Source organism: Luteococcus japonicus (genome assembly GCF_003752415.1).
GTDB classification, from domain to species: Bacteria; Actinomycetota; Actinomycetes; order Propionibacteriales; family Propionibacteriaceae; genus Luteococcus; species Luteococcus japonicus.
On sequence record NZ_RKHG01000001.1, the window covers coordinates 3,022,199 to 3,049,157 of the forward strand.

At 67.3% G+C, this 26,959-nt stretch carries 26 protein-coding genes; 15 read left to right on the forward strand and 11 right to left on the reverse strand.

Features of this window, described 5'->3' with window-relative positions; translation table 11 throughout:
- Positions 1-92: 92 nt before the first annotated feature.
- The 9 genes from uvrC to EDD41_RS14400 all read left to right on the forward strand — a co-directional run bounded on the left by uvrC (position 93) and on the right by EDD41_RS14400 (position 9,153).
- Positions 93-2,075 (forward strand): excinuclease ABC subunit UvrC, encoded by a 1,983-nt coding sequence (uvrC, locus tag EDD41_RS14360; RefSeq protein ID WP_123576370.1) that lies wholly within the window; start codon positions 93-95, stop codon positions 2,073-2,075.
- An 8-nt stretch (positions 2,076-2,083) separates the two neighbouring features.
- Complete coding sequence (gene rapZ / locus EDD41_RS14365; RefSeq protein WP_281273164.1) at positions 2,084-2,971, forward strand: RNase adapter RapZ; 888 nt, start codon at positions 2,084-2,086, stop codon at positions 2,969-2,971.
- Positions 2,968-3,936 carry a gluconeogenesis factor YvcK family protein gene (locus EDD41_RS14370; protein ID WP_245995663.1) on the forward strand — a complete coding sequence of 323 codons (969 nt, stop codon included), beginning with the start codon at positions 2,968-2,970 and terminating at the stop codon, positions 3,934-3,936. The genes rapZ and EDD41_RS14370 overlap by 4 nt, the downstream gene beginning before the upstream one ends.
- A gap of 103 nt (positions 3,937-4,039) precedes the next feature.
- Entirely contained in the window at positions 4,040-5,023 is a 984-nt protein-coding gene (whiA, locus tag EDD41_RS14375; RefSeq protein ID WP_123576373.1) for a DNA-binding protein WhiA, read from the forward strand.
- A gap of 203 nt (positions 5,024-5,226) precedes the next feature.
- The gene (gap, locus tag EDD41_RS14380) at positions 5,227-6,231 is read left to right on the forward strand and encodes a type I glyceraldehyde-3-phosphate dehydrogenase (RefSeq protein WP_123576374.1); all 1,005 of its coding nucleotides are present in this window, start codon (positions 5,227-5,229) and stop codon (positions 6,229-6,231) included.
- Between the two features lie 124 nt (positions 6,232-6,355).
- Complete coding sequence (locus EDD41_RS14385; protein ID WP_123576375.1) at positions 6,356-7,567, forward strand: phosphoglycerate kinase; 1,212 nt, start codon at positions 6,356-6,358, stop codon at positions 7,565-7,567.
- Positions 7,567-8,361, forward strand: a complete 795-nt coding sequence (gene tpiA, locus EDD41_RS14390) for a triose-phosphate isomerase (protein WP_123576376.1) — start codon at positions 7,567-7,569, stop codon at positions 8,359-8,361. Before EDD41_RS14385 ends, tpiA begins: the two co-directional genes overlap by 1 nt.
- A gap of 105 nt (positions 8,362-8,466) precedes the next feature.
- Positions 8,467-8,712: a preprotein translocase subunit SecG gene (secG, locus tag EDD41_RS14395; RefSeq protein ID WP_123577142.1), complete on the forward strand. Its 246-nt coding sequence runs from the start codon at positions 8,467-8,469 to the stop codon at positions 8,710-8,712.
- A gap of 84 nt (positions 8,713-8,796) precedes the next feature.
- Complete coding sequence (locus EDD41_RS14400; protein ID WP_094766082.1) at positions 8,797-9,153, forward strand: RNA polymerase-binding protein RbpA; 357 nt, start codon at positions 8,797-8,799, stop codon at positions 9,151-9,153.
- Between the two features lie 72 nt (positions 9,154-9,225).
- Here the strand turns inward: EDD41_RS14400 and pgl are convergent, their stop codons facing one another.
- Genes pgl through tal form a run of 4 tightly spaced genes read right to left on the reverse strand, consistent with a single transcriptional unit; the run spans position 9,226 to position 13,573 of the window.
- The gene (pgl, locus tag EDD41_RS14405) at positions 9,226-9,954 is read right to left on the reverse strand and encodes a 6-phosphogluconolactonase (protein WP_123576377.1); all 729 of its coding nucleotides are present in this window, start codon (positions 9,952-9,954) and stop codon (positions 9,226-9,228) included.
- Positions 9,951-10,889 (reverse strand): glucose-6-phosphate dehydrogenase assembly protein OpcA, encoded by a 939-nt coding sequence (locus EDD41_RS14410; protein WP_123576378.1) that lies wholly within the window; start codon positions 10,887-10,889, stop codon positions 9,951-9,953. The genes pgl and EDD41_RS14410 overlap by 4 nt, the downstream gene beginning before the upstream one ends.
- Positions 10,890-10,900: 11 nt before the next feature.
- A complete protein-coding gene (gene zwf / locus EDD41_RS14415; protein WP_123576379.1) occupies positions 10,901-12,436 on the reverse strand; it encodes a glucose-6-phosphate dehydrogenase in 1,536 nt (511 codons plus the stop codon).
- A 24-nt stretch (positions 12,437-12,460) separates the two neighbouring features.
- Positions 12,461-13,573: a transaldolase gene (gene tal / locus EDD41_RS14420; RefSeq protein ID WP_211336667.1), complete on the reverse strand. Its 1,113-nt coding sequence runs from the start codon at positions 13,571-13,573 to the stop codon at positions 12,461-12,463.
- A gap of 211 nt (positions 13,574-13,784) precedes the next feature.
- On the opposite strand from tal, the gene EDD41_RS14425 reads away from it, so the two are divergent.
- Complete coding sequence (locus tag EDD41_RS14425) at positions 13,785-14,777, forward strand: heme o synthase (RefSeq protein WP_342769275.1); 993 nt, start codon at positions 13,785-13,787, stop codon at positions 14,775-14,777.
- A 23-nt stretch (positions 14,778-14,800) separates the two neighbouring features.
- Complete coding sequence (locus EDD41_RS14430; RefSeq protein ID WP_123576382.1) at positions 14,801-15,547, forward strand: SDR family oxidoreductase; 747 nt, start codon at positions 14,801-14,803, stop codon at positions 15,545-15,547.
- Between the two features lie 14 nt (positions 15,548-15,561).
- Here the strand turns inward: EDD41_RS14430 and EDD41_RS14435 are convergent, their stop codons facing one another.
- Genes EDD41_RS14435 through thrC form a run of 4 tightly spaced genes read right to left on the reverse strand, consistent with a single transcriptional unit; the run spans position 15,562 to position 19,447 of the window.
- Positions 15,562-16,467 carry a COX15/CtaA family protein gene (locus EDD41_RS14435; protein WP_245995664.1) on the reverse strand — a complete coding sequence of 302 codons (906 nt, stop codon included), beginning with the start codon at positions 16,465-16,467 and terminating at the stop codon, positions 15,562-15,564.
- Entirely contained in the window at positions 16,455-17,240 is a 786-nt protein-coding gene (locus EDD41_RS14440) for an ABC transporter permease (RefSeq protein ID WP_123576384.1), read from the reverse strand. The genes EDD41_RS14435 and EDD41_RS14440 overlap by 13 nt, the downstream gene beginning before the upstream one ends.
- Positions 17,237-17,995, reverse strand: coding sequence for an ABC transporter ATP-binding protein (locus EDD41_RS14445; protein ID WP_179110754.1), 759 nt, complete (start codon positions 17,993-17,995; stop codon positions 17,237-17,239). Before EDD41_RS14445 ends, EDD41_RS14440 begins: the two co-directional genes overlap by 4 nt.
- 9 nt (positions 17,996-18,004) lie before the next feature.
- Complete coding sequence (thrC, locus tag EDD41_RS14450; protein WP_123576385.1) at positions 18,005-19,447, reverse strand: threonine synthase; 1,443 nt, start codon at positions 19,445-19,447, stop codon at positions 18,005-18,007.
- 69 nt (positions 19,448-19,516) lie between these two features.
- On the opposite strand from thrC, the gene EDD41_RS14455 reads away from it, so the two are divergent.
- Together EDD41_RS14455 and EDD41_RS14460 are read left to right on the forward strand one after the other, a co-directional pair.
- The gene (locus EDD41_RS14455; protein WP_094766072.1) at positions 19,517-19,909 is read left to right on the forward strand and encodes a hypothetical protein; all 393 of its coding nucleotides are present in this window, start codon (positions 19,517-19,519) and stop codon (positions 19,907-19,909) included.
- A complete protein-coding gene (locus tag EDD41_RS14460; RefSeq protein WP_123576386.1) occupies positions 19,909-20,478 on the forward strand; it encodes a hypothetical protein in 570 nt (189 codons plus the stop codon). Before EDD41_RS14455 ends, EDD41_RS14460 begins: the two co-directional genes overlap by 1 nt.
- A 21-nt stretch (positions 20,479-20,499) precedes the next feature.
- On the opposite strand, the gene EDD41_RS14465 is transcribed toward EDD41_RS14460, so the two are convergent.
- From EDD41_RS14465 to EDD41_RS14475, 3 genes are all read right to left on the reverse strand, one after another.
- On the reverse strand, positions 20,500-21,357 hold the full coding sequence (locus tag EDD41_RS14465) for an ABC transporter permease subunit (protein ID WP_123577144.1): 858 nt from the start codon (positions 21,355-21,357) through the stop codon (positions 20,500-20,502).
- Between the two features lie 107 nt (positions 21,358-21,464).
- Positions 21,465-23,075 (reverse strand): ABC transporter permease subunit, encoded by a 1,611-nt coding sequence (locus tag EDD41_RS14470; protein ID WP_123576387.1) that lies wholly within the window; start codon positions 23,073-23,075, stop codon positions 21,465-21,467.
- A gap of 94 nt (positions 23,076-23,169) precedes the next feature.
- The gene (locus EDD41_RS14475) at positions 23,170-24,453 is read right to left on the reverse strand and encodes a sugar ABC transporter substrate-binding protein (RefSeq protein ID WP_123576388.1); all 1,284 of its coding nucleotides are present in this window, start codon (positions 24,451-24,453) and stop codon (positions 23,170-23,172) included.
- 312 nt (positions 24,454-24,765) lie between these two features.
- Between EDD41_RS14475 and EDD41_RS14480 the strand changes: the two genes are divergently transcribed.
- Both EDD41_RS14480 and sufB read left to right on the forward strand, forming a co-directional pair.
- Entirely contained in the window at positions 24,766-25,497 is a 732-nt protein-coding gene (locus tag EDD41_RS14480; protein WP_211336668.1) for a helix-turn-helix transcriptional regulator, read from the forward strand.
- Entirely contained in the window at positions 25,490-26,938 is a 1,449-nt protein-coding gene (gene sufB / locus EDD41_RS14485; protein WP_094766067.1) for a Fe-S cluster assembly protein SufB, read from the forward strand. The genes EDD41_RS14480 and sufB overlap by 8 nt, the downstream gene beginning before the upstream one ends.
- Positions 26,939-26,959 lie beyond the last annotated feature (21 nt).

Sequence of the window (26,959 nt, forward strand, 5' to 3'; positions counted from 1 at the left end):
GTGCTCGACGGATCTGGTCCCGCCAACCTAGCCGAGCGGTTCCCCGCGTGATCCAGCAGGTCCTGTCGGTGGCGGCTCCTACACTTGCCCGCATGGCCGATCCGTCCAGCTACCGCCCCGCGCCCGGCACCATCCCCACCGACCCGGGGGTCTACCGGTTCAGCGACGCCCACGGCCAGGTGATCTACGTCGGCAAGGCCAAGAACCTTCGCCAGCGCCTCAACTCCTACTTCGCGGACCCGGCCAACCTGCACTTCCGTACCCAGACCATGGTGCGCACCGCGGCCAAGGTGGAGTGGACGGTGGTGCAGAACGAGCTGGAGAGCCTGCAACTGGAATACACCTGGATCCAGCAGTATGACCCGCGCTTCAACGTGAAGTACCGCGATGACAAGTCCTACCCCTGGCTCTGCCTGACCTGGTCCGACGAGTACCCGCGGGTCTTCGTCGGGCGGGGCAGCAAGCGCAAGGGATACCGCTACTTCGGCCCCTTCGGGCAGGCCTGGGCCATTCGGGAGACCGTCGACGCCCTGCTGCACGTCTTCCCGATGCGCTCCTGCAGCACTGGGGTCTTCAACAATGCGAAGTCTGCCGGCCGCCCGTGCCTGCTGGGCTACATCGGCAAGTGCTCGGCCCCCTGCGTGGGACGGATCAGCCCGGAGGACCATCGCGAGATCGTCGAGGACTTCGCCAGCTTCATGGCGGGCCGTACCGGCCAGCTCACCCGCAAGCTCGAGCGCCAGATGACGCAGGCCAGCGAGAACCTGGAGTTCGAGAAGGCCGCCGTCCTCCGGGACTCCTTGACCGCCCTGAATCAGGCCACCGAGAAGAATGCCATCGTGCTGGCTGACGGCACCGATGCCGACGTCATTGCCCTGGCGGAGGACCCGCTGGAGGTTGCAGTGCAGATCTTCAACGTGCGCTCCGGCCGGGTGCGTGGGCAGCGCGGCTGGGTGGCGGACCGCGCCGACGACGGGGACACCGCAGAACTCGTCGAACAGTTCCTCTTGCAGATCTATGCCGATGCCCGGACCGCGGACACGGAGGTGGCCAGCGCCATCCCGCGGGAGGTGCTGGTGCCGGTCATGCCCGCCTCGGGGGAGGCGATGGTGCAGCTGCTGCGGGAGGAGCGTGGAGCCCACGTCAACCTGCACGTGCCCCAGCGGGGGGACAAGCGAGTCCTCCTGGACACCGTCGCGAAGAATGCCGCCGAATCCCTGCAGCAGCACAAGATGAAGCGGGCCAGTGACCTGTCCACCCGCAACCGTGCCCTGGAGCAGCTGCAGGCCACGCTGGAGCTGCCCACCGCTCCGTTGCGCATCGAGTGCTATGACATCTCGCACCTGCAGGGCACCGAGGTGGTGGCCTCCATGGTGGTCTTCGAGGACGGCCTGCCGCGCAAGAGCGAGTACCGGCGCTTCGTGATCAAGTCCTTCGAGGGCTCCGACGACCTGCGCGCCATGAAGGAGGTCCTGACCCGTCGCTTCCGTCGCCTGCTCGACGACCGCGCGTCGATGAGCGACGAGGCCGAGGGCGGCCCGGTGCTGGTCGATGCCACGACGGGGGCTCCCCGCAAGTTCGCCTACGCCCCGCACCTGGTGGTGGTCGACGGCGGCGAACCGCAGGTGGCGGCGGCCGCCGAGGTGCTGGAGGAGCTCGGGCTGGCCGACGAGGTGGCGCTGTGCGGCCTGGCCAAGCGCCTGGAGGAGGTGTGGATCCCCGACGAGGAGTATCCCCTGATCCTGCCCCGCTCCTCCGAGGGGCTCTACCTGCTGCAGAGGCTGCGCGACGAGGCACATCGCTTCGCCATCACCCACCACCGCGGCCGCCGCAGCAAGGCGATGGTGGAGTCCGTGCTGGACGACGTGCGAGGGCTGGGGGAGACCCGTCGCAAGGCACTGCTCAAGCACTTCGGCAGCCTGCGCAAGCTGCGCGCAGCGTCGGTCGAGGAGATTGCGCTCGTGCCGGGCTTCGGACCGCGGCTGGCCGCCAACGTGGTGGAAGCGCTCGGCGCCCAGCAACCAGGGGAGGCGATCAACATGACCACGGGCGAGGTGCTGCCCGGTCGGCCATAATGGGCCTCGTGAGCACACCTACCACTACCCCAGCCGCAGCCGTGAACCCGCGCCTGGTGATCATCACCGGCCTGTCCGGGGCCGGGCGTCGCACGGCCGCGCACGCCATGGAGGACCTGGGTTGGTATGTGGTGGACAACCTTCCCCCGTCGCTGCTGCCCAATCTCGTGGACCTGGCCCGGGGCAAGGGGATCGGCAAGCTCGGGGTGGTGCTGGACGTGCGCAGCCGCACCCTCTTCGAGCAGCTGGGCTCCGTCTTCGCCGAGCTCACCGAGCAGGGCCTGGACATCGAGGTGCTCTACCTCGAGGCCGACGATGCCGCCATCGTGAAGCGGCAGGAGTCCACCCGTCGCCCGCTGCCCCTGCAGGGGGATGGCAGGCTGATGGACGGCATCGAGAAGGAACGGGCGATGCTGTCCACGCTCCGTGCCTCGGCGGACCTGGTGGTGGACACCACCAACATCAACGTGCACCAGCTGGCCGCCCGGGTGGCCCACGCCTACGGAGGCGACGAGGGCAACCGGATCCGGGTGGCGGTGATGAGCTTCGGCTTCAAGAACGGCCTGCCGCTGGATGCGGACCTGGTGCTGGATGTCCGCTTCCTGCCCAACCCGCACTGGATCCCGGAGCTGCGCCCCCAGACCGGCCTGTCGGAGGCCGTCAGCAGCTATGTGCTGGCCCAGCCCGGTGCCGAGGACTTCCTGACCCGGTTGGAGGGGCTCTTCGAGACGATGGCTCCCGGATACATCCGGGAGGGCAAGCGTCAGGTGACCGTCGCCATCGGATGCACCGGAGGAAAACACCGCTCCACGGCGATGAGCGAGGAGTTCGGCCGCCGCCTGCGGGCCAAGGACGTCCCCGTGACCGTGATGCACAGAGACCTGGGCAAGGAGTGAACGCCGCACGGCGCCCCGCCCGGGGCGAACGGACCAGCCGTCCTGCCGTCACGGCCCTGGGAGGTGGACACGGACTGTCGGCCAGCCTCAGCGCCCTGCGACGCGTCACGGACCGCCTCACCGCCATCGTCACGGTGGCCGACGACGGCGGCTCATCTGGCCGTCTGCGCAGCGAGTTCGACTGCCTGCCGCCGGGGGACCTGCGGATGGCGCTGGCCGCCCTGTGTGAGGACGACCACGCCGGACGACAGTGGGCCGACGTGCTGCAGTCACGCTTCACCGGCAGCGGTCCGCTGGGCGGGCATGCCGTCGGCAACCTGCTGATCGCAGGCCTGTGGCAGCACCTGGACGACCCGGTGGCCGGCCTTGACCAGGTGGGGGAGCTGCTGCGCACCCGCGGCCGGGTGCTGCCGATGTCGCTGACCCCCCTGACGATTGCGGCGGAGGTGATCGGCCTGGATCCGCTGCGGCCCGACGAGGTGTGCACCCTGTCCGGCCAGGCCACCGTCGCCAAGACCCGGGCCGAGGTGCAGAAGATCCGGCTGGAACCCGAGGATGCGTCAGCCTGCCCCGACTCGCTGGAGGCCATCGCGGACAGCGACTTCGTGGTGCTGGGGCCCGGTTCCTGGTTCACCTCGGTGCTCCCTCACCTGTTGGTTCCGGAGCTGGCCGACGCCATCGTGGACTCTTCGGCCCGCAAGGTCGTCGCGCTCAACATGTCGTCCGCCGGGGAGACCGACGGTTTCACACCCTCGCGGCACATTGAGCTGCTCGCCGAGCACGCCCCCCGGTTGCGGCTGGACACGGTGATTGCGGACCAGAGCTTTGCCGACGAGCACCTGGACAGCTATGTCCGTTCCCTGGGCGCCGAGCTGGTGGTGGCCGATGTCGCCATGAGGGACGGTTCGGCGCGGCATGACCCGCTGCGCCTCGCGTCGGTCTTCGCCGACGTGATGGGATGCTGACAACGGCGGGATGCCTCGTCGGCTCGTGGCGTGGTTCAATTTCATGTCTTCGGGGCACAGCCCCGGCCTCGGGGCGCAGCAGGACAGGAAGGAACCAGACCTCATGGCCATGACACAGCAGGTGAAGACGGAGCTCGCCACCATCAGGGTGACGAAGCCGTGCTGCCGCAGGGCGGAAGTGGCCAGCATGCTGCGTTTCGCCGGAGGCATCCACATCGTGAGCGGACGCATCGTGATCGAGGCGGAGTTCGACACCGGAGCCGCGGCGCGCAGGTTGCGCACCGCCATCCAGGACCTCTACGGCTTCACCGCCGAGATGATCATGGTCAATGGCTCGGGGATCCGCCGCGGTACGCGCTACACCCTGCGCCTGGTCTCCGAGGGGGAGTCACTCGCTCGCCAGACAGGACTGACCGATGCCCATGGCCGCCCCGTGCGGGGTCTGCCCGCCATTGTGGTCGGCGGCGGCACCTGTTGCCAGGTGGCGGCCTGGCGGGGAGCCTTCCTTGCCCACGGCTCGCTCACCGAACCCGGCCGATCGATGGCCCTCGAGGTGACCTGCCCCGGCTCGGAGGCCGCGCTGGCGCTGGTCGGCGCCGCTCGTCGCCTGCAGATCGGTTCCAAGGCGCGCGAGGTGCGCAATGTGGACCGGGTGGTGATCCGTGATGGTGACGCGATTGCCGCCATGCTGACCCGGCTGGGCGCCCACGAGTCCCTGCTGGCCTGGGAAGAGCGGCGGATGCGTCGCGAGGTCCGCGCCTCCGCCAACCGGCTGGCCAATTTCGACGACGCCAACCTGCGCCGTTCTGCGAGGGCCGCCGTCGCTGCAGGGGCACGCGTGGAGCGCGCTCTGGAGATCCTCGGGGACGAGGTCCCGGACCACCTCAAGGCCGCGGGACTTCTTCGCCTGGAGCACAAGAATGCGAGCCTGGAAGAACTGGGTCAGTTGCACAATCCTCCGTTGACCAAGGATGCCGTGGCGGGACGGATCCGTCGCCTGCTGGCCACCGCGGACAAGATTGCAGCCGAACGCGGAATTGCCTCCACGGAGGCCAACCTCAGTGCGGAGATGCTCGACGAGCGGTGAATTTTCTGTGACAAGGACTTTCATCCCCTGAAGCCGGGTCTCATCCGGTGTGTTTCGCCGAATGCTAGACCTTTGTGCCGTGATACCACCACGTTGTGCGGTCTGCTGGCGCGCGGGCGCGATCGATTCGTTAGACTCGGAAGCGTCCGAACACGCCTCTTCACCTGGTGCAGAGGCACTGAATATCTCGAAGGAGATAACGCATGACCGTCAAGGTTGGAATCAACGGCTTCGGCCGCATCGGCCGCAACTACTTCCGCGCCCTCATCGACCAGGGTGCCGACATCGAGGTCGTTGCCGTCAACGACCTGACCGACAACAAGACTCTCGCCCACCTGCTGAAGTACGACAGCCTGATGGGCCGCTTCGCCGGTGAGGTCAGCTTCGACGACGAGTACATCACCGTTGACGGCAAGAAGATCCGCGCCCTCGCCGAGCGCGACCCGAAGAACCTGCCCTGGGGCGACCTGGGTGTCGACATCGTCATCGAGTCGACCGGCTTCTTCACCGACGCCGAGAAGGCCAAGGCCCACATCGAGGCCGGCGCCAAGAAGGTCATCATCTCGGCCCCCGGCAAGAACGTCGACGGCACCTTCGTCATGGGCGTCAACGACAAGGACTACACCAACGAGATGAACATCATCTCGAACGCGTCCTGCACCACCAACTGCCTGGCCCCCCTGGCCAAGGTGCTGAACGACAAGTTCGGCATCGAGCGCGGCATCATGACCACCATCCACAGCTACACCGGTGACCAGCGCCTGCTCGACGCCCCGCACAGCGACCTGCGTCGCGCCCGCGCCGCCGCGCTGAACATGATCCCGACCAAGACCGGCGCCGCCCAGGCCGTCGCCCTGGTCATCCCCGAGCTCAAGGGCAAGTTCGACGGCCTCGCGGTCCGCGTTCCCACCCCCACCGGCTCGCTGACCGACCTGACCTTCGAGGCTTCGAAGGAGGTCACCGTCGACGAGATCAAGGCTGCCGTCAAGGAGGCCGCCGAGGGTGAACTCAAGGGTGTCCTGAAGTACACCGAGGACCCGATCGTCTCCTCCGACATTGTCGGCGACCCGCACACCAGCATCTTCGACGCCAATGAGACCAAGGTCATCGGCAAGCTGGTCAAGGTCCTGTCCTGGTACGACAACGAGTGGGGCTACTCCAACTCGCTGGTCCGCCTGACCGCCCTGGTCGGCTCCAAGCTGGCCTGATCTCCCGATCAAACCGTGTGACGGGGTGGGACGCTCCGGCGTCCCACCCCGTTTCCACACCCGCAACACCTGCTGCGTAATTCCGGGGCGAAGCCGCCCCACCATTCCCAACGGAAGGATTGACGTGAAGTCGATCAAGGATCTTGGCGATCTGAAGGGCAAGCGGGTAGTCATCCGCTGCGATTTCAACGTGCCGCTGGATGGCGACACCATCACCGACGACGGCCGCATCAAGGCCGCCCTGCCCACCCTGGGCGAGCTGCGCGAGGCCGGCGCCCGCGTGGTCGTGCTGGCCCACCTGGGACGCCCGAAGGGTGAGGTCAACCCCAAGTACTCCCTGGCTCCCGTCGCCAAGCGACTGGGCGAGCTGCTGGGTACCGAGGTCAAGCTGGCCGGCGACGTCGTCGGTCCCTCCGCGCAGGAGACCGCTGCCGCCCTCGCCGATGGCGAGGTCGCACTGATGGAGAACGTCCGCTACGAGAAGGGCGAGGAGAGCAAGGACGAGGCCGAGCGCATCGAGCTTGCCAAGAAGTACGCCGAGCTGGGCGACGTGTACGTCTCCGAGGGCTTCGGCGTCGTGCATCGCAAGCAGGCCAGTGTCTACGACATCGCCAAGCTGCTCCCGAGCGCTGCCGGTCTTCTGGTGAAGAAGGAGGGCGACGTCTTCTCCAAGGTCCTCTCCGACCCCGAGCGTCCCTTCGTCGTGGTGCTGGGTGGCGCCAAGGTGGCCGACAAGCTGGCCGTCATCGACAACCTGCTCAAGCTGGCCGACACCGTCATCATCGGCGGTGGCATGGCCTACACCTTCCTCAAGGCCCAGGGCCATGAGGTTGGCAGCTCCCTGCTCGACGAGGCCAATGTGGAGACCTGCAAGGGCTACCTCGAGCAGGCCAAGGCCGCCGGCAAGCAGCTGCTGCTGCCCGTCGACGTCCGCATCGCCAAGGGCATGGACTTCGATGCCAAGACCGTCGACGGTGCCGTCACCGTCGTGAAGTCCGACGCGATCCCCGCCGACCAGGGTGGCCTGGACATCGGCCCGGAGACCGAGAAGCTGTTCGCGGACACCATCAAGGCCGCCAAGACCGTCGTCTGGAACGGCCCGATGGGCGTCTTCGAGATCGAGGAGCTGTCCAATGGCACCAAGGCCGTGGCGAAGGCTCTGACCGAGGTCGACGGCCTGTCCGTCGTCGGTGGTGGCGATTCCGCCGCCGCCGTGCGCGAGTTCGGCCACGCCGACAGCGACTTCGGTCACGTGTCCACCGGTGGTGGAGCCTCGCTCGAATACCTGGAGGGCAAGGAGCTCCCGGGTCTCACCGTTCTGGAAGGAAAGAACTGATGGCACGCAAGCCACTCATGGCCGGCAACTGGAAGATGAACCTCGACCACGTCGAGGCCACCGGCCTGGTGCAGAAGCTCGCCTGGACCCTGAAGGACAAGGGTTACGACGAGAGCAAGTCCGAGGCTGCCGTCCTGGTGCCCTTCACCGACATTCGCACGGTGCAGACCCTGATCGAGGCCGATCGCCTGCCGATCGCCTTCGGTGCCCAGGACGTCTCCACCCAGGAGTCCGGTGCCTACACCGGCGAGATCTCCGCCCCGATGCTGGCCAAGCTGAACTGCTCCTACGTGGCCGTCGGCCACTCCGAGCGTCGCCAGTACCACGGTGAGGACGACGCCACCGTCAACGCGAAGGCCAAGAAGGTCATCGAGCACGGCATGACCCCCATCATCTGCGTGGGTGAGGGTCTGGACATCCGCAAGGCCGGCAACCAGGTGCAGTACACGCTGGACCAGGTCAAGGGTGCCCTCGACGGCATCAGCGCCGCCCAGGTCGCCAACCTGGTCATCGCCTACGAGCCCGTCTGGGCCATCGGCACCGGCGAGGTTGCCACTCCCGAGGATGCGCAGGAAGTCTGCGGCGCCATCCGCGAGGAGATCGGCAAGATCTACGACGCCCCCACCGCTGAGGCCGTGCGCATCCAGTACGGCGGCTCGGTGAAGGCCAAGAATGTCGGCGAGCTAATGGCCAAGCCCGACGTCGACGGCGCACTGGTCGGCGGCGCCAGCCTCGACCCGGAGGAGTTCGCCGGGATCGTGCGCTTCTACGAGCTGCCCGCCGTCTCTGCCTGAGGCATCGAAGCACTGACCCGAACGGGGCGTCACCGCTGGTGGCGCCCCGTTCGTTCTTTCGGGTGACGGTGGGTTACGCTTGCCCACGTGAATCTGGTACTGCTGATGACCTGGCCCATCATGACGCTGTCGATCATCCTGGTCGTCCTGAGCGTGATCCTCGGCCTGTTCATCCTGCTCCACAAGGGGCGCGGTGGCGGCATGTCCGATCTCTTCGGTGGCGGCATGTCGACGTCGATGGGCGGAACGTCCGTGGCCGAGCGCAATCTGGATCGGCTGACGGTCATCGTCGGCCTGTTGTGGTTCGGCACCATCATCGGCCTGCTGGCCCTCTACCGCTTCGGCGGCTGAGCGGCCCACGTCGTCGTACCTACCCACCGTCGGCGCACCACTGGCGTCGTCGTATCAAGTACTTGTGAAAATAGGAGAACAACTGTGGCAGGTGGCAGCGCCATCCGGGGGAGCCGCGTAGGGGCAGGGCCCATGGGCGAAGCGGAGCGCGGAGACGCGGCTCCTCGTCTGTACGTCTCGTACTTCTGCTCCAACGGACACGAGACCCGTCCGGCCTTCGCGGCCGAGGCAACCATTCCCGAGAGCTGGGACTGCCCGCGCTGCGGACTGCCGGCGAACACGGACGCGGAGAATCCGCCGCCTCCGCCGAAGATCCAGCCCTACAAGACGCACCTGGCCTATGTGAAGGAGCGTCGCTCCGATGCCGAGGCCAAGGCCATCCTGGCCGAGGCGCTGAAGATGCTGCGCACCCGCCGCAAGAACGGAGAGGTCATCTACTGACCGCCCAACTGGCTGAGACGGCCCCCGACCTGCTGGTCGGGGGCCGTCGTCGTCTTCCGGGGCTGTCGTGCCTCAGAGTTCACACCGGTACTGGGGCAGCTGGGAGGCTGCCTCGGCGTCCAGGAACCACAGCGTCTCCAACTGGCCGCGAACATGGGCGGCGGGCAGATCGGGGTCACCCGCCAGGGCCCGCGCCACGACGGAGGCCTTCTGTTCGCCACCAACCCACAGCCACACCCGGCGCGAGCGGTTGATGGCGTTCAGGGTGAGGCTGATCCGTTCCGAGGGGGCCTGCGGCGCGTCGTTCACGCCCACGGCCAGGGAGCTGGAGGTGTCGTCCAGCCGTCCCGGGAAGAGGGAGGCGACGTGACCGTCGACACCCAGCCCCAGCAGGCAGACGTCGAAGATGGTGTTGCCCAGCTCGTGCGCATAGGCGTAGGCGGCCTCACCCGGATCCGCCTTGCCGCCGCTGGCGGGCATCGGATGGGTCTGGGCGCTGGACAGTTGGAGCGTGCGGGCCAGGATCGACAGCGTGCGCAGGGCATGGCGCTCGGGGTCGGTGGTGGGCACGAAGCGCTCGTCCCCCCACCACAGGTGCAGCGCCTGGGTGTTGAGCCCGGAGTCGGGGACCAGTTCCGCGAAACGTTCATAGATCTGGTTCGCCATCCGGCCGCCGGTGAGGCACAGGTGCACGGTCTCCTGGGTGGCCTGCAGCCCCAGCAGCGTGTCCATCAGTGACTGGGCGGCGTCCTGCACCAGCTCGTCGAGGTCATCGTGCCGCAGCACGCGCGGTGCGCTCATTTCTCGTCAGCCTTTCCCTCCGGCTGCGCCGCGCGCGCCGTCTCGCGCTCCAGGAGCACCTGTGTTGCCTGGTGGAAGATCAGGTCCGGGTCCATGCGGCGCAGCTCCTCGGTGATGAGTTCGTTGATCTCGCGACGCTTGAGTGCCACCTCGCGCTGCGGCTGCCCGGGCACCAGGTAGGTGGCCGTGCTGGCCTTGCCGGGGCGGAGCAGGGCGATGTCACCGGCCGCGGTGGTCAACCGGATGCCGGTCATGCCAGGTCCCTTGGTGAACTTGCGTTCCACCTCGACGCCGAGCCGTGCCTGCAGCCAGGCGGCCATCAACTCGGCGGGGGCATTGTCCTTGGCCGCCTCGACGGTGGCGTGCCGTACGCGGCCCGGGTACTGGTCCACGGCTGCGGCCAACAGGGCTCGCCAGGGCGTGAGACGGGTCCAGGTGAGGTCCGTGTCGCCGGGGGAGTGGTAGCGGGCCCGCACCACGACGGCGGAGACGGGGTCGCTGGCCCCCGCGGCATCGGTGATCCGACGGGTCGCCAGGGCACCGATCTGGTCGTCGGAGGGTGATTCCGGGGAGGCATTGGGCCACCAGACGACCACCTTGGAATCGGGCAGCAGCAATGGCAGCACCACCGAGGCACTGTGCTGGGCCAGTTCCCCGGACATCCGGAGGGTCACCAGGTCACCGGGGATTCCCTCACCCATCCGGATCTGGGCGTCCAGCCGTGACTCCTGGCCGATGGCGTGCACCACCACCAGGATCCGCGACGGGTGTTCACCTCCCGCCTGCAGGCAGGCGTGGATCACCTTGTCGTAGTGCTTCTCCTGGGTGACCACCACCAGGGTGAAGGCCATCGCGGAGGTGCCGGTGCTGCGGTGGCCGTGGCGGATCTCCCGCGCGACCTGGGCGGTGGAGGTGTTCTCGAGTTCGATGATCATGTCCGCGCCTTTCAGGGACGTCGCCAGGTGAAACCGTCACGGGCCAGCATCTCGTCGGCGCTGGCTGGGCCCCAGGTGCCGGCCGCATATCCTTCCGGCTGCTCACCCGTCGATGCCCAGAAGTCCAGCACCGGGTCCAGGATCTTCCATCCCAGTTCCACCTCCTCGTGCTGCGGGAAGAGCGGCGGGTCGCCCAGCAGGACGTCCAGGATGAGGCGCTCGTAGGCCTCCGGTGAGCTTTCGGTGAAGGAGCCGCCGTAGCCGAAGTCCATGCTCACCTCGCGGATCTCCATCGCGGTGCCGGGCACCTTGGCCCCGAAACGCATGGTGACGCCCTCGTCGGGCTGGATCCGCATCACCAGGGCATTGGTCCCCATCTCCTGGGTGTCGGTGTCCGCGAAGGGCAGGTGCGGGGCCCGCTTGAAGTTCAGCGCGATCTCCGTCACCCGTCGGGGCATCCGCTTGGCGGTGCGCAGGTAGAAGGGAACGCCCGCCCAACGTCGGTTGTCTACGTCGACTCGGATCGCGGCATAGGTCTCGGTCATCGAGCCCGGCTCGATGCCCTCCTCCTCCAGATAGCCCCTGACCTTCTCTCCGCCCTGCCAGCCGCCCAGGTACTGCCCACGGGCAGTGTGGGCCGCAAGGTCGGCCGGGGTGGAGGCAGCCGCCAGCACCTTGCGCTTCTCCGCCCGCAGCTCGTCGGCCTCGAAGTTGTTGGGCTCCTCCATCGCGGTCAATGCCATCAACTGCAGCAGGTGGTTCTGGATGACGTCGCGGGCAGCGCCGATGCCGTCGTAGTAGCCCGCGCGGCCGCCGATACCGATGTCCTCGGCCATGGTGATCTGCACGTGGCTGACGTAGTTGTTGTTCCAGATCGGCTCGAACATCTGGTTGGCGAAACGCACCGCCAGCATGTTCTGCACCGTCTCCTTGCCCAGGTAGTGGTCGATCCGGAAGACCGACTCGGGTGGGAAGACGCTGCCCACGACCCGGTTCAGCTCCTGCGCGCTCTCCAGGTCATGGCCGAAGGGCTTCTCGATGATCACCCTGCTCCACCGGGCACCGCCCTGGTCGGCCAGACCGAGCCGACGCAGCTTGCCCACGACACCGTCGAAGTGGCCCGGCGGGATGGACAGGTAGAAGGCATTGTTGCCCGCCGTGCCCTGGCTCTCCTCCAGGTCACGCAGGGTCTCGCGCAAGGCCTGGAAGCCCTCGTCGTCGCTGAAGTTGCCACTGACGAACCGGATGCCGCGGCGAAGCTGCGTCCACACCTCCTCCTTGAAGGGGGTGCGGGCATTCTTCTTGACGCTCTCCAGCACCACCGACGCGAAGGCCTCGTCGTCCCAGTCGCGACGGGCATAGCCCACCAGCGCGAAGCCGGGCGGCAGAAGCCCACGATTGGCCAGGTCATAGACGGCGGGCAGCAGCTTCTTGCCGGCCAGGTCACCGGTCACGCCGAAGATCACCAGGGCGCAGGGGCCCGCGATGCGGGGGAGCCTGCGATCCCGGGGATCCCTCAGCGGATTGCTGCGGTGGTCGTCGTTCACGAACGCTCCTTGGGTGGGGGACGGTCAGGGCTGCGGTTCCTGCAGCACCGAACCTACGCTACTGACCAGTTCCTCCCAGGAGGCATTGAACTTCGAGACGCCCTCGTCCTCCAGTTGGGCCACGACGTCGTCGAGGTCGATGCCCACCTCCTGCAGCTGCCCCATCACGCCGATCGCGTCGTCGATGTTGTCGGTGATCGTGTCGCCGGTGACCTGGCCGTGGTCCGCGACGGCATCCATCGTCTTCTCGGGCATGGTGTTGACGCATCCGTCGGCCACCAGCTGCGTGACGTACATCGTGTCGTCGTAGTCGGGGTTCTTCACGCCCGTCGACGCCCACAACGGACGCTGCGGGTGGGCACCGCGGTTCCTGAGGGTGGCCCAGCGCTCGCCGGTCATCACCTCCAGCCAGGCCGCGTAGGCGATCCGGGCATTGGCCACTGCCGCGCGCCCGCGCAGGACCAAGGCCTCGTCCGTGCCGATGGCCTCCAGTTGCTTGTCCACCTCGGCATCCACCCGGGAGACGAAGAAGCTGGCCACGGAGTGGATCTCGTCGATCTCCCGCCCGGCGGCCAGGGCATCCTCCAGGCCGCCCAGCCAGGCGTCGAGCACCTCGCGGTAGCGCTCGATGGAGAAGATCAGGGTGACATTGACGCTGATCCCCTCGGCGATGGTGCGCCGGATGGCCTCCAGCCCCGGCTTCGTGGCGGGGATCTTGACCAGGACATTGGGCCTGTCCACCGTGGTGAAGAGCTCCTTGGCCTGCGCGACGGTGCCCTCGGCGTCCATGGCCAATCCTGGCTCCACCTCGATGGAGACACGGCCGTCGACCCCGTCGGTCTCCGCGTTGATGCCCGCGAACAGGTCACAGGCGTCACGGACGTCGGTGCTGGTCAGGTGCCTGATCACCTCGTCGACGGCGGTCACGCCGGCGGCCTCGAGCTCGGCGACCTGCCCGGCATAGGACTCGCCGTGGGACAGGGCGGCGGCGAAGATCGTGGGATTGGTGGTGACGCCGGTGACGGACTTCTGCTCGATGAGTTCGGCGAGGTCCCCACTGGTCAGGCGCTCCCGGGACAGGTCGTCCAGCCAGATGGACACGCCCTGGTCTGCAAGGGCCTTGAGACGGTCGTTCACTGCTACCTCCTGGGCTGGATGCGTTTCCAGCACCAACGCTAGCCAGTGGTGGACGCCGCGCCCAGCGCTTGGCGGGTGTTGCCCGGAACCGGGCCCCGGCACACGGAATCGGTTTTGTTGGTCCGAGTGCGTAGAATCGCTCCAGTTACCCCGGCAGACCGGGGTCGAGGGCAGCATGGCGACGGCCGCGCCCAGGGGAGGGAATAGCCACGTGACCACGCACAGCACTGTCAGGAATGCCGCGACCGCCGTTCGTGACGGCGCCGCCGGCCGGGCAGTCGATGCCGTTGCGGATCCCGAGCTCCACCTCGGCCGGGCCAACACCGCCGACGTCGTGAAGGCCTATGTCGCCCTCACCAAGCCCCGCATCATCGAACTGCTGCTGACCACCACGCTTCCGGTGATGTTCCTCGCCGCGAAGGGCCTGCCGCCACTGGGCGTCGCCACCTGGACGATGCTCGGCGGCATGCTGAGCGCCGGCAGCGCCAATGCCTTCAACTGCATCCTCGATGCGGACATCGACGAGAAGATGCGCCGCACCCGGCGCCGTCCGATGCCGCGCCACCAGGTGCCCGCCCGCAATGCCTGGATCTTCGCCGTGGCCCTGGCCGTCGTCTCCACCCTGATGCTGGGCCTGGGTGCCAACTGGCTGTCCGCCGGCCTGGCGCTGGCGGCGAACGCCTTCTACGTCTTCGTCTACACGATGTGGCTGAAGCGCTCCACCAGCCAGAACATCGTCTGGGGTGGCATCGCCGGCTGCTTCCCGCCCCTGATCGGCTGGACCGCCATCACCGGACGGGTGGACTGGACGCCGCTGATCCTCTTCCTGGTGGTCTTCTTCTGGACCCCGCCGCACACCTGGGCGCTGGCCTTCCGCTACCGCGAGGACTATGCCGCCGCCGAGGTGCCCATGCTTCCCGTCGTGATGGACGCCGTGGGTGTCTGCCGTCGGATCCTGGCCTACTCGGTGGCCACCGTCGCCACCACCCTGGCCCTGTGGCCCGTGGCGCACACCGGCTGGCTCTACCCGCTGGTTGCCATCGTCTCCGGCGCCGTCTTCCTCTGGGAGGCCGTGCAGCTGCTGCTGCGCGCCAAGGCCGGCAAGCGTGACGCCGAGCTGAAGGCGATGCGCCTGTTCCACTGGTCCAACAGCTACCTGGCCATCCTCTTCCTCGCCATCGCCATTGATCCGCTCGTCTTCTGATCCCTGCCGCTAGATTGGGGCGCATGAGTGCTGTCCTGATCACCGGAGTGGGCCGTCGACGCGGGATCGGGGCGGCGATTGCTCGACGTCTCGCCGATGACGGCTGGAGCCTGGCCCTGGGCTACCACGCCGACTATGACCAGCGCGTCATGCACGAGCCCTCCGACGTGGAGCTGCTGGCCGACGAACTGCGTGCCACCGGCAGCACCGTCACGCTGGTGCCGGGGGACCTGTCAGACCCTGCGGTCCCCGCCACTGTCGTGGAGCAGGCACACAGACAGCTGGGAGTCTTGGACGCGCTGGTGATGAGCCACTGCGAGAGCGTCGACTCCGACTACTTCAGCACCACCGTGGACAGCTTCGACCGGCACTATGCGGTGAACGTGCGCGCCCCGTGGCTGCTCACCCGCGCCTTCGCGGAGAAGGCGGGGCCGGACGGGGGAGTGGTGCTGGCGCTGACCAGCGACCACGTCGCCTTCAACCTGCCCTATGGCGTCACCAAGGGCGCGCTGGACCGGCTGGTGATCGCCGGGGCCACCGAACTGGCCGATCGCCAGATCCGGTGCAATGTGATCAACCCGGGCCCGATCGACACCGGCTGGATGGACGACGAGACCCGCGCGACGCTGGGCGGCATGACCCCGGGCGGGAAGCTGGGCGGCCCGGAGACCACCGCCAACCTGGTGGCCTGGCTGCTCTCGGAGCAGGGGAGCTGGATCAATGGCCAGCGCCTGTTCAGCGACGGGGGCTTCAACCCCACCCGGGTCTGACCGGACGGAGGGCCTCAGGCGGGCAGGCCGCGACGGGTGCCGTAGTACAGCCAGCTGACGGCGGTGGTCACCAGGCCGATGCCGATCATGTGGCAGATCACCAGGCCCATCGGCAGTCCGTTGAAGTACTGGGCGTAGCCGATGGCACCCTGCAGCAGTTCGGCGGCCAGCAGCCAGAGCACCATCGAGCGCAGTCGCAGGTTGCCAGTGCGGATCGCGATGACGAGCAGGGCGATGGTGAGGGCAACGACCGCCCAGATGGTCCAGGCGTGGGCCTTGGCGACGGTCTCGATCTCCAGGTTGTTGCGAGCCGCGCCATGGTCACCGGAGTTGGGGCCGGCGCCGGTGACGACGGTTCCCAGCCACAGGCCGAACATCAGCAGCCAGAAGAGCACGGTCACCAGCGTGCGGTGCAGGGGAGCCACCGTCACGGGCTCGCCGTCGCCGCTCCACTGAACGAGGCGCACACACCAGGCGATCAGCATCACCGAGAGCAACAGGTGCAGCGCCACCACCCACGGGTTCAGGTGGGTGAGTACCGTGATGCCGCCGATCACACCTTGCAAGGGGATGCCGGCGAAGATCAACCACGCCATCATCCGCTCCCGCTGCGGGGCACCCGAACGGATGGCGGTGACCACGGTGGCGATGGCGATGGCCAGCAGCACGAAGGTGAGCGTGCGGTTGCCGAACTCTACATAGGAGTGCCAGCCCAGCGCGGGGTGGGCGGTGTAGGACTCGTCGCTGCACTTGGGCCAGGTGTCGCAGCCCAGGCCGGAGCCGGTTAGCCGCACCACGGCGCCGGTGACGATGATTCCGCAGTTGGCCACCAGGTTGGCGATGGTCCAGCCGCGCAGGGCGCGTCGGGTGCCGAACAGGCCGCCCATCTCAGCGGCAGGAGAGCTTGTCACGACGTCCATCGGAAGGCCTTTCGGGCAATGAGGTGGGCCACGACGGCCCACACGATCAGGACCAGCAGTGAGGTCCAGGTGACGCCACCGGAGGTCCAGTGGCGCAGGATCTCGCCCAGTGCACCCGTCGGGGTGCCGGCGATGAGGGGCTGCAGGCGAGTGGGGAAGGAGCTGACCGGCCACATGATGCCCCCGGCCATCAGCCCCACCAGGTAGATGATGTTGGCGAAGGCCAGCGTGGCCTCGGCGCGCAGAAGGCCGGCCATTGCCAGCGCCAGGTTGGCGAAGACGAACATGGCCAGGGGTACGCCCAGCAGCATCACGGGCCACTGCAGCGCAGACGGCTCGATCCGCCAGCCCAGCAGCTGCCCGACGGCACCGAGCAGCAGGAACTGCCCGGTGGCGATGATGGTGATGCCCACCGCCTTGCCGGCCAGCAGGCCGCCGTGGCCCAGCGGCGTGGCGGACAGTCGTTCCAGGACGCCGTATCGCCGTTCGAAGGCCGTCGCGATGGCCAGTGACGTGAAGCAGGAGCTCCACACGGCCAACGCCAGCACATTGGGGGCGACGTGGTTCTCCGTGATGCCGTAGCGGCCGTCGGCGAAGTGCCCGAAGAAGAGCAGTCCCAGCGGGATCAGCAGGGCGATCATCAGCTGTTCGCCATTGCGCAGGATCAGCTTCGCCTCGGTCAGGGCGTGGTTGCGGATCATCGCCCCGCGATTGGCCGGCGCGGCATCCGGGGCGAAGTCCAGCGGCGTGTCCAGTGGCTTGTCGACGATCATCGACGTCCTCCTCGTCGGGAGTGGCCGCCGACGCGGGCGGTGGTGTTGAGCAGGAAGACGTCCTCCAGGGGCGCCTCACGGGTCAGTTCTTGTACGGTGCCGCTGACCACGACGCGGCCCTGGTCCACCATCCAGACGTGGTCCGCCAGCCGTTCCGCCTCGTCCATCGCGTGGGTGGTGAGGAGCACGGCGACGCCGTCGTCGCGCAGCTTGCGGATCACCTGCCAGGTGTGACGGCGCACGTGCGGGTCCATGCCGGCCGTCGGCTCGTCGAGGAAGACCAACTCCGGGCGTCCGACCAGGGCTCCGGCAAGATTGACGCTCTGCTGCTGGCCGCCGGACAGCCGACGGTAGGGGGTCCGGGCGAAGTCGGTGATGCCCAGCAGGTCCATCAGCTCGTCGACGTCCTGCGGATTGGCGTACAGACCGGCCAGGTAGTGCAGCAGCTCCTCGGCGCGGATGCCGCTCCAGGCGCCGGTGGACTGCGGCATCAGCCCGATCCGGTTGGATGCTTCGGGGCTTCCCGCGGCGTGCCCGAGCACCCGGATGCTGCCGGCGTCCGGGGCCACCAGACCGGTGCAGCAGCGGATCATGGTGGTCTTGCCGGCACCGTTGGGGCCGAGGACAGCGGTGATCTCGCCTCGTGCGGCGCTCAGACTGAGGCCGGCAAGGGCGGTCTTGCGACCGAAGCTCACCGCCACGTCGCGCAGGTCCAGTGCTGCGCTGGGCTCGCTGGCGTGGGGGGTAGAAGTCACCGCGACAGTCTAGACCGGGCTCGTGGAGACCTTGGACACGATCAGTGCCTTGAGCGCCTCGACGTCCTTGGGCAGGTCGACGACGTGGCGGGGCAGGGCATCGAGGTGTGCGAAGGCCGCGGGGACCTCCGGTTCACGGTCCAGCGCTTCCCTGATGGTGGCGGCGAACTTCACCGGCAGCGCCGTCTCCAGCACGACCATGGGGACCTCGACAGGCTCGGTCGACGTGGCGACCTTGACCCCGTCGGCGGTGTGTGGGTCGATCATCACCCCGCACTCGTCCCAGACCTGCTGGATCGTGGCGACGCGGTCGGCATGGGTGGAGGACCCCGAGGCGAAACCAAAGTCCTCTTGCAGGCTGCGGAACTCGTCGGTCTCCGACAGGTCGAAGAATCCCTGCTGGGCAAGCTGGACCCCGAAGAGGTCCGCGACGCGTTCGCCGTCGCGGCCCAGCAGGTCGAAGACGAATCGCTCGAAATTGCTGGCCTTGGAGATGTCCATGCTCGGGCTGGAGGTCTCCAGCGTCTCGGCGGAGCTGCGCACCCGGTAGACGCCGGTGCGGAAGAACTCGTCGAGGACATTGTTCTCATTGGTGGCCAGGAGCAGGGTCCTGATCGGCAGTCCCATCTGGCGTGCGACGTGGCCGGCGCAGATGTTGCCGAAGTTGCCGCTGGGCACGCAGAAGGAGACCTCCTGCTCGTCGCTGCCGGTCACCTGGACCCAGGCCGCGACGTAGTAGACCACCTGTGCCACCAGGCGGGCCCAGTTGATGGAGTTCACGGCCCCGATGGAGTGCTCGGCCTTGAAGGCCAGGTCATTGCTGACGGCTTTCACCAGGTCCTGGCAGTCGTCGAAGACGCCGTCGACGGCGATGTTGGTGATGGCCGGGTCGTCGATGGAGAACATCTGGGCCTGCTGGAAGGGAGTCATCCGGCCCTTGGGGGTGAGCATGAAGACCCGGATGTGCTGCCGGCCGCGCATCGCGTACTCGGCGGCCGATCCGGTGTCGCCGCTGGTGGCGCCGACGATGTTCATCTCCCGTCCGCGGCGGCCCAGCTCGTACTCGAAGAGCTGGCCCAGCAGTTGCATCGCCATGTCCTTGAAGGCGGCGGTAGGGCCGTTGGACAGGTGGCAGAGCCACAGCCCGTCGCGCAATTCCTCGACGGGTGCCACCTCCGGGCTGCCGAAGACGTCGGCATTCCAGGCCCGCTGGCAGATGCCGCGCAGGTCCTCGGCCGGGATGTCGTCGATGAACTCGCTGAGGATGGTGAAGCCGAGCCCGGCATAGCCCTCCGTCTCCCAGATGCGGCGTAGTTCGGGCAGCCGCTCGCCGATCTGCGGGTAGCTCACCGGCAGGTAGAGGCCACCATCGGGGGCCAGGCCCTCCAGGACGATGTCGCAGAAGGGAGCTCCGGGGTCGCCGGGCAGGGATCGCGTCGAGATGTAGCGCACGCGCCAACCCTAGCCGTGGGGGCCACGGGAGGGTCTCTGTTCCAGTGCGCGGCTCAAGCATGTCAACCTATGGTTGACAGCCACGCGATGCTGTCCAATGCTGGAGCCATGAACCCGATGCAGACCTCAGTCTTCGTGACAGCCGTCCTGACCGTCCTGTTCTGCCGTCCCTTCCAAGGGCAGCTGTCCCTCACCGTCGTGCTGGTGGCCCTCGTCGCCGCCCTGGCCCTCGTCGTGGGTGCTTGGTGCGCCCCCGCGGCGGGCAAGCTCTTCGCCCGAACCAGCGATGCCATATGGCGTCGCGCCAAGAATGCGCAGCTCGTCGGGGGTGGGGCAGCGGGCTACCTCGCCCTCCTGCTGCTCACCGACAAGCCCGGTGTGGCTGCGATCTGGGGGATCGTCGCCGCACTGGGGATCGGATTCCTGATGCCCGGCCGCACAGGCGGTGCCACACTGGAGTGATGCACAGTCTGGATGCCATCGCCACGGCTCGCGACGACCTGTCGCGGGCCGAGCAGGCGCTGCACGACAGCGTCCGGCGAGCTCGCGTCGAGGGCTGCACTTGGCAGGAGGTTGCCGACGTGCTCGGCGTCACCCGTCAGGCCGCCTTCAAACGCTTCGGGCACCCCACCGACCCCGAGACCGGTTCAGTGATGGAGACAGTGCCGCAGCTCGACCTGGCCAGCCTCGTTCGCGACGTGGTGGCCGACCTCGGTGCCGGCGACTTCGGCCGCCTGCGCTCCCGGATGACCCAGGCCTTTTCGCGCCAGCTCACGGCCGGTCTGGTGGCGCAGGTCTGGAGCGACGTGCTGGGCAGTTACGGCGATCCGGTCAGCGCCCTTGCCGTGACCTGCCACGCACCGACCGGTGGGCGGCTCGGGGACGGTCCCGTTGTCGGTCCCGCCGTCGGCCGCGTCGAGCTGCGGCACGAGCACGGCGAGCTCCTGCTCAAGGTGCAGGTGAACCGCAACGGGCGAATCACCGGTCTGGTGATCCGCCCGTCGTCGGCGCAGGAGGCCTGGCCGCTGTGAGCCGAGGTCCCGATTCCCGTCCTACTTCACCGAGCCAGCCGTCAGGCCGCTGACGATGTACTTCTGCAGCCACAGGAAGAGGATCATCACGGGGATGGCGGCCAGCACGGCACCGGCGGAGAAGATCGGCCAGTAGGTGTTGTTCTCCGTCGAGACGTACTGGTACAACCCGATGGCCAGCGTCGACTTCGAGGAGTCATTGCCCAGCACCACCGAGGCGATCACGAATTCGGTGAAGGTGCCGTTGAAGCTGAGCAGGCCGACCACCGCGAGGATGGGGGCCACCAGGCGCAGAATGATCGTGAAGAAGATCCGGGCATGGCCGGCCCCGTCCACCCGCGCCGCCTCGTCCAGTGAGGCGGGAACGGTGTTGAAGAAGCCGTACATCAGGTAGGTGTTGGTGCCCAGCGCGCCGCCCAGGTAGACTAGGATCAGTGCCAGCCGGGATCCGACTCCCAAGGACGGGAAGACGTCGCCCAGATTGGTGAGCAGGAGGAAGATGGCCACCACCGTCAGTAGGGCGGGGAACATCTGCACCAGCAGCAGGCCCATCAGGCCCGGCCGGCGGCCCTTGAAGCGCATCCGGCTGAAGGCATAGGCCGCCGCGGCACCGATCAGCACCGAGCCGATGGCCGAGACGGCGGCGATCACGATGGTGTTGACGTACCACTTGAGGTAGGGGCGGCTCTCGTCGGCCAGCAGCTTGGAGTAGTTCTCCAGGCTGACCGCGTCGAAGAGCTTGTTGGAGCCGGTCAGGGTGCCGGCCGGGTTCAACGAGGCGGACAACACGTAGACCAGCGGGAAGGCGGAGAAGATGACGGCGACCAGGCCGACGAGATGGCGCCAGCCGATGGTCCTCATCCACTTGCCGAAACCCATCCTCGGCTGGGGCGGCAGCTCGATGGCAGAACCATCGTGTGCCGTCACGACACGTTCGACCTCTACCAGGTCGCTGGCCAGGTCATGGCGTTCCACGGGAGTAGACATCAGTTCAGGTTCTCCAGGGTCTTGGTCTGGCGGAAGCCCAGGTAGGAGATGCCGCCGATGATGAAGAAGATGATGATGGCGAAGGCGCTGGCCAGACCGTAGTCATGGTTGCCGCCGCCGAAACCGGCCACCTTGAAGACCATGGAGATCAACAGGTCCGTGTGGCCCGCGGTCAGCGAGGTGCCCTGGAACTGCGGGCCGCCATTGGTGAGCAGGTAGATCAACACGAAGTTGTTGAAGTTGAAGGCAAAGGAGCTGATCAGCAGCGGCGCCAGGGGCACCATCAGCAGAGGCAGCTTGATCTGGCGGAAGGTCTGCCAGGTGCTGGCGCCGTCCATCCGGGCGGCCTCCAGCACGTCGTCGGGTATCGACTGCAGCGCACCGGTGGCCACCAGGAACATGTAGGGGAAGCCGAGCCACAGGTTCACCAGCAGGACCGCGACCTTGGCCCAGACCGGGTCCGTCAGCCACGGGATCCGCGCACCACCCAGCAGCACCTCGTTGATGAAGCCGAACTCCTGGTTCAACAGGCCCGCCCAGACCAATGCCGACAGGAAGCCGGGGAAGGCATAGGGCAGGATCATCAGCACGCGGTAGATCTTCTGCCCCCGCATCCGCGGTTCGTTGAACATGATGGCCAGGAAGAGGCCCAGCGCGAAGGTGCTCGCGACGCTGAGGAAGGCGAAGGCGAATGTCCAGGCCGTCACCTTGAGGAAGGGGCCGCGGATGTCCGGGTTGGTGAAGGCCCGCTTGAAGTTCTCGAAGCCCACGCCCACCTTCCAGCCGGGCTCGATCCGCTTGCCGTCGTCGGTGACGAAGGAGCCCTTGCCGGAGTCGTGGTAGACGGCACCCTTCGCGTCGGTGAAGGTGTCCTTGGCTGGGTCGTAGGTCAGTGTCGACTTGTACTCGTAGGACGCCGAGCCGGTGGTGGTGCGGATGAAGGCGGAGTTGGGGTCCTCGTCCAGCTTCACCTTGAGGGCGGCAATCTCCTTGGTGCGCTTGGTGACGTCGGAGAAGGAGAGCACCTCGTAACCGGGAACCGCCTTGATGCCGCCGATGCTGCTCAGCTCGGCGCCCTCGACATCGGTGAGCACCTCTTGGTCCGCGGCGGCGCGCACCTTCTTGGTGGCCGGGTCCACGATGACCAGCTGCAGCTTGCCGTCCTTCAGGGCCACCGTGGACTTGTAGGCCTTGGACCCGGGCACGCGGGTGGTGTTGTTGGCCTGGATCGAGGTGATCGCATCGTCCTTCGACGAGTTGTGCCCGTCGCCGTAGTTGGTGAAGGCGATGTAGACCGTGTAGCCGATCACGCCGATCGAGAAGATGGACAGGAAGACCAGGCCCGGGAAGAGGTACTTCGCCGGCAGGAAGCGGTTGGGCGGCAGGTAGATGCCGTTCAGCAGAACCAGCAGCGTGATGATGGCGGCCAGGATCCACCAGGCGCCCGAGGCGACAGCGGTGATGGCGCCCATCACGAGGAAGGCGTCGAGCAGGCCCAGCACGACGATCTTGATGATCCACGGCAGTGGACCGGCGGAATAGGTGGACTGGGCGCGGGTGACTGCCTGCTCGCGCTCTGCCCCGGACAGGGTGGTCTGTGGAGTGCTCATGGCCCTTCGTCTGTTCGTGACGGCTACTGGTCTGCAGGGAGAGTTCACTGGCCCCGGGGACGCGCGCGGCGTCCCCGGGGCCAGTGCCCTGGGATCAGGACTTCTTGATCTTGGCGTCCAGGGTGTCCACCATGGCCTGCCAGGTCTTCGCCGGATCCTTGGCCTTCTGGCCGATGATCTGGGCCTGGGCGGTGCCCCAGTCCGTCCACACGCCGCTCATGGCGGGGATGTTCGGCATCGGGACGCCCTTCGCGCTGACCTCACCGAAGGAGGCGACATCGGCATCGGCCTTGGCGGCCTCGTAGGCGGCCTTGTTGGCGGGGGCCCGCAGGCCGGCCTTGTAGAGCTCGGTCTGCACCTCCACGGAACCGATGTACTCGACGAGGAACTTGTTGACGGCCACCGAGTTCTGGGTCTTGGCGGACATCACGAAGCCCTGCACGGTGACGAAGGCCTGGGCCTCCTGGTCCCCGGCCTTGGGCAGCGCGTCGACGGCGTACTTGATGCCGGCCTTCTTGGCATCGGCCAGGTTCCACGGGCCGGTGATGAAGTAGGGGGCCTTGCCGGCGAAGAACTGCGCCTTGGCGATGTCCTGGGTCATGTTGAGGTTGAGGATCCCGGCCTTGCCCTGGTCGGCGAGCCAGGTGGCGAACTTGGCGCCCTTGTCCCCGCCCATGGCCAGCTTCGACGCGTCGAAGCCCTTGTCGCCCAGCTCGAAGATCGGGGCGCCGAAGGAGGTCTGGAAGGGGTACAGGTGGAAGGGGTCGGAGGTCTTGGCGTCCAGGCCCAGCAGGAAGGGGTACTTGGCCTTGCCACCGGCGACGACCTTCTTGCCGGCCTCGATCATGGCGTCGAAGGTGTCCGGTGTCTTGTCCGGAGCCAGGGCGGTGTTGCGCAGGATGGCGATCGACTCGGTGGAGTAGGGCAGGCCGTAGACCTGACCGTCATAGGTGAAGGCCTGGACGGCAACGTCCTCGAAGAGGCTCGCGTCGCCCAGCTCGATGGGGGAGACGACACCGTTCTGCACCAGGCGGCCGGTGGCGTCGTGCGGCATGATCGACGCGTCGGGACCCTTGCCGGTGGGGACCTGGGTGACGAAGTCATCGGCCAGCTTGCCGAAATCCTTGACGACCAGCTTCACCGTGACGCCGGTGTCGGTCTTGAACTTGGCGGCCACGGGCTTCAGGACGGGCTCGCGGTTGGAGTCGGTCCAGACCGTGATGGTACCGGCGTCAGCGGCGGCGGAACCGCCGGCCGAGGCGGTGGCGGCGGGAGTGCTGCTGCTGGTGGACTCGCCGCCGCAGGCGGTGAGGGCGGTGGCGCCGACGGCCAGCCCGGCCAGGCCGATGAATCCGCGGCGGCCAATGGTGGAACTCATGGTGGGTGTGCCTTTCTCGTGTCCCTTCGCGCCGGGCAACCGTTGTCCGGCCGGGTGGGAACACCGACATGGTGAGGCATCGGACGCTGCGACGCGTGCGATGTTTCACCATGTTCCCACTAGTTGTTGAAGGAGCAAGTGGTCGGGGTGGGAATGGACCTGTGGATCAGCTGAATCCACGTCGATCGTCCGAGGGGTGGTCCAAGCACGGTCACTCCGCGGGATTCGGGCAACTTAGGCAAGGCTTTCTTGAAAGACCCCAGTCAATTAGGTAAGCATGGCGTTGTGAAATCGGACGAGACGACAGCGAAGGTGGCACAGCCGGGCCTCGTCGAGCCCGACGAGGACGCTTCCACCCGGGAACGCGTGGCCCGCTCCATCCTCGAGCACGGTGCCAGCACGGCTGCCGAGCTGGGGGAGCGGCTCAACCTGACGCCGGCGGCCATCCGCCGCCACCTCGGCGTGCTGGTGGAGCAAGGGCACATCGAGGGCCGGGAACAGCGGGTCTACGGATCGCGCGGCCGGGGGCGTCCGGCCAAGGTCTTCACCCTGACCGACTCCGGCCGGGCGACCTTCTACCAGGCCTATGACGAACTGGCCATCGCCGCGCTCAAGCAGCTGGTGCTGGCCGCCGGCCCCACTGCCGTCAGCGCCCTGGCTGAGCAGCGGGTCGCCGACGTCGAGGATGCCTTCCACCGGATCCGGGCCGAACAGCCCGAGGCAGCCGCCTCCGAGGTCCTGACCCAGGCACTCAACACCGACGGCTACGTCGCGAGCGTCAAGCCCACCCAGCTCCCCGGCGGCGCGAACGCCGGCGAGCAACTGTGCCAGCACCACTGTCCGGTGGCCCACGTCGCCGAGCAGTTCCCGCAACTGTGCGAGGCCGAGACCCAGCTCTTCAGCCGGCTGCTCGGAAGCCACGTCCAGCGGCTGGCCACCATCGCCCACGGCGACGGCGTCTGCACCACCCACATTCCCACGCTGGCACCCACTGTCGGCGATTCCTCCGAAGCACCCGATCGAAAGGCCACATCCCATGACTGACCTGCAGAACAAGCCGGTCGTCCCCGGCACCGGCGCGAGCCAGGACGAACACCTCGATGCGCTGGGCAACTACCGCTTCGGCTGGCATGACAAGGACGACGCCGGTCAGGCCGCCAAGCGCGGCCTGAACGAGGACGTCGTGCGCAACATCTCCGAGCTCAAGAACGAGCCGCAGTGGATGCTGGACCTGCGCATGAAGGGGCTCAAGCTCTTCGGTCGCAAGCCCATGCCCACCTGGGGTGCAGACCTCGGCGGCATCGACTTCGACAACATCAAGTACTTCGTGCGCTCCACGGAGAAGCAGGCCCAGACCTGGGAGGACCTGCCGGAGGACATCAAGAACACCTACGACAAGCTGGGAATCCCGGAGGCCGAGAAGGCCCGCCTGGTGGCCGGCGTCGCGGCCCAGTACGAGTCCGAGGTGGTCTACCACAAGATCAACGAGGAGCTGGAGCGCCAGGGCGTCGTCTTCCTGGACACCGACACCGCGCTCAAGGAGTACCCCGAGCTCTTCCAGGAGTACTTCGCCACCGTCATCCCCGTCGGTGACAACAAGTTCAGCGCCCTGAACTCGGCCGTCTGGTCCGGTGGCTCCTTCATCTACGTGCCCAAGGGCGTCCACGTCGAGATCCCGTTGCAGGCCTACTTCCGCATCAACACGGAGAACATGGGCCAGTTCGAGCGGACGTTGATCATTGCCGACGAGGGCTCCTACGTGCACTACGTCGAGGGCTGCACCGCCCCGATCTACTCCTCCGACTCGCTGCACTCGGCCGTTGTGGAGATCGTGGTGAAGAAGAACGCCCGCGTCCGCTACACCACCATCCAGAACTGGTCGAACAATGTCTTCAACCTGGTGACCAAGCGCGCCACCTGTGAAGAGGGGGCCACCATGGAGTGGATCGACGGCAACATCGGTTCCAAGGTCACCATGAAGTACCCCGCCGTCTACCTGATGGGCGAGCACGCCAAGGGTGAGACGCTGTCCATCGCCTTCGCCGGCGAGGGCCAGCACCAGGACGCCGGCTCGAAGATGGTGCACTGCGCCCCCCACACCTCGAGCTCGATCATCTCCAAGTCCGTCGCCCGTGGTGGCGGCCGCAGCTCCTACCGTGGCCTGGTGGAGGTGCAGGAGAATGCCCATCACTCCGCCTCCAGCGTGAAGTGCGACGCCCTGCTGGTGGACCAGATCAGCCGCTCGGACACCTACCCCTATGTCGATGTGCGTACGGACAATGTCTCGATGGCGCACGAGGCCACGGTCTCCAAGGTCTCCGACGACCAGCTCTTCTACCTGATGCAGCGTGGTCTGGAGGAGGACGAGGCGATGGCGATGATCGTGCGCGGCTTCGTCGAGCCGATCGCCCGCGAGCTGCCGATGGAATACGCCCTGGAACTCAACCGTCTCATCGAGCTGCAGATGGAGGGTGCGGTCGGCTGACCCGCACACCGGTTTCCATCC

Coding starts and splice junctions, on each gene's coding strand:
- uvrC (WP_123576370.1), top strand. CDS start 93: ATGGCCGATCCGTCCAGCTACCGCCCCGCGCCCGGCACCATCCCCACC.
- whiA (WP_123576373.1), top strand. CDS start 4,040: ATGGCCATGACACAGCAGGTGAAGACGGAGCTCGCCACCATCAGGGTG.
- gap (WP_123576374.1), top strand. CDS start 5,227: ATGACCGTCAAGGTTGGAATCAACGGCTTCGGCCGCATCGGCCGCAAC.
- tpiA (WP_123576376.1), top strand. CDS start 7,567: ATGGCACGCAAGCCACTCATGGCCGGCAACTGGAAGATGAACCTCGAC.
- secG (WP_123577142.1), top strand. CDS start 8,467: ATGACCTGGCCCATCATGACGCTGTCGATCATCCTGGTCGTCCTGAGC.
- pgl (WP_123576377.1), bottom strand. CDS start 9,954: ATGAGCGCACCGCGCGTGCTGCGGCACGATGACCTCGACGAGCTGGTG.
- EDD41_RS14410 (WP_123576378.1), bottom strand. CDS start 10,889: ATGATCATCGAACTCGAGAACACCTCCACCGCCCAGGTCGCGCGGGAG.
- EDD41_RS14430 (WP_123576382.1), top strand. CDS start 14,801: ATGAGTGCTGTCCTGATCACCGGAGTGGGCCGTCGACGCGGGATCGGG.
- EDD41_RS14435 (WP_245995664.1), bottom strand. CDS start 16,467: ATGGACGTCGTGACAAGCTCTCCTGCCGCTGAGATGGGCGGCCTGTTC.
- EDD41_RS14440 (WP_123576384.1), bottom strand. CDS start 17,240: ATGATCGTCGACAAGCCACTGGACACGCCGCTGGACTTCGCCCCGGAT.
- EDD41_RS14455 (WP_094766072.1), top strand. CDS start 19,517: ATGGTTGACAGCCACGCGATGCTGTCCAATGCTGGAGCCATGAACCCG.
- EDD41_RS14460 (WP_123576386.1), top strand. CDS start 19,909: ATGCACAGTCTGGATGCCATCGCCACGGCTCGCGACGACCTGTCGCGG.
- EDD41_RS14465 (WP_123577144.1), bottom strand. CDS start 21,357: ATGGGTTTCGGCAAGTGGATGAGGACCATCGGCTGGCGCCATCTCGTC.
- EDD41_RS14470 (WP_123576387.1), bottom strand. CDS start 23,075: ATGAGCACTCCACAGACCACCCTGTCCGGGGCAGAGCGCGAGCAGGCA.
- EDD41_RS14475 (WP_123576388.1), bottom strand. CDS start 24,453: ATGAGTTCCACCATTGGCCGCCGCGGATTCATCGGCCTGGCCGGGCTG.
- sufB (WP_094766067.1), top strand. CDS start 25,490: ATGACTGACCTGCAGAACAAGCCGGTCGTCCCCGGCACCGGCGCGAGC.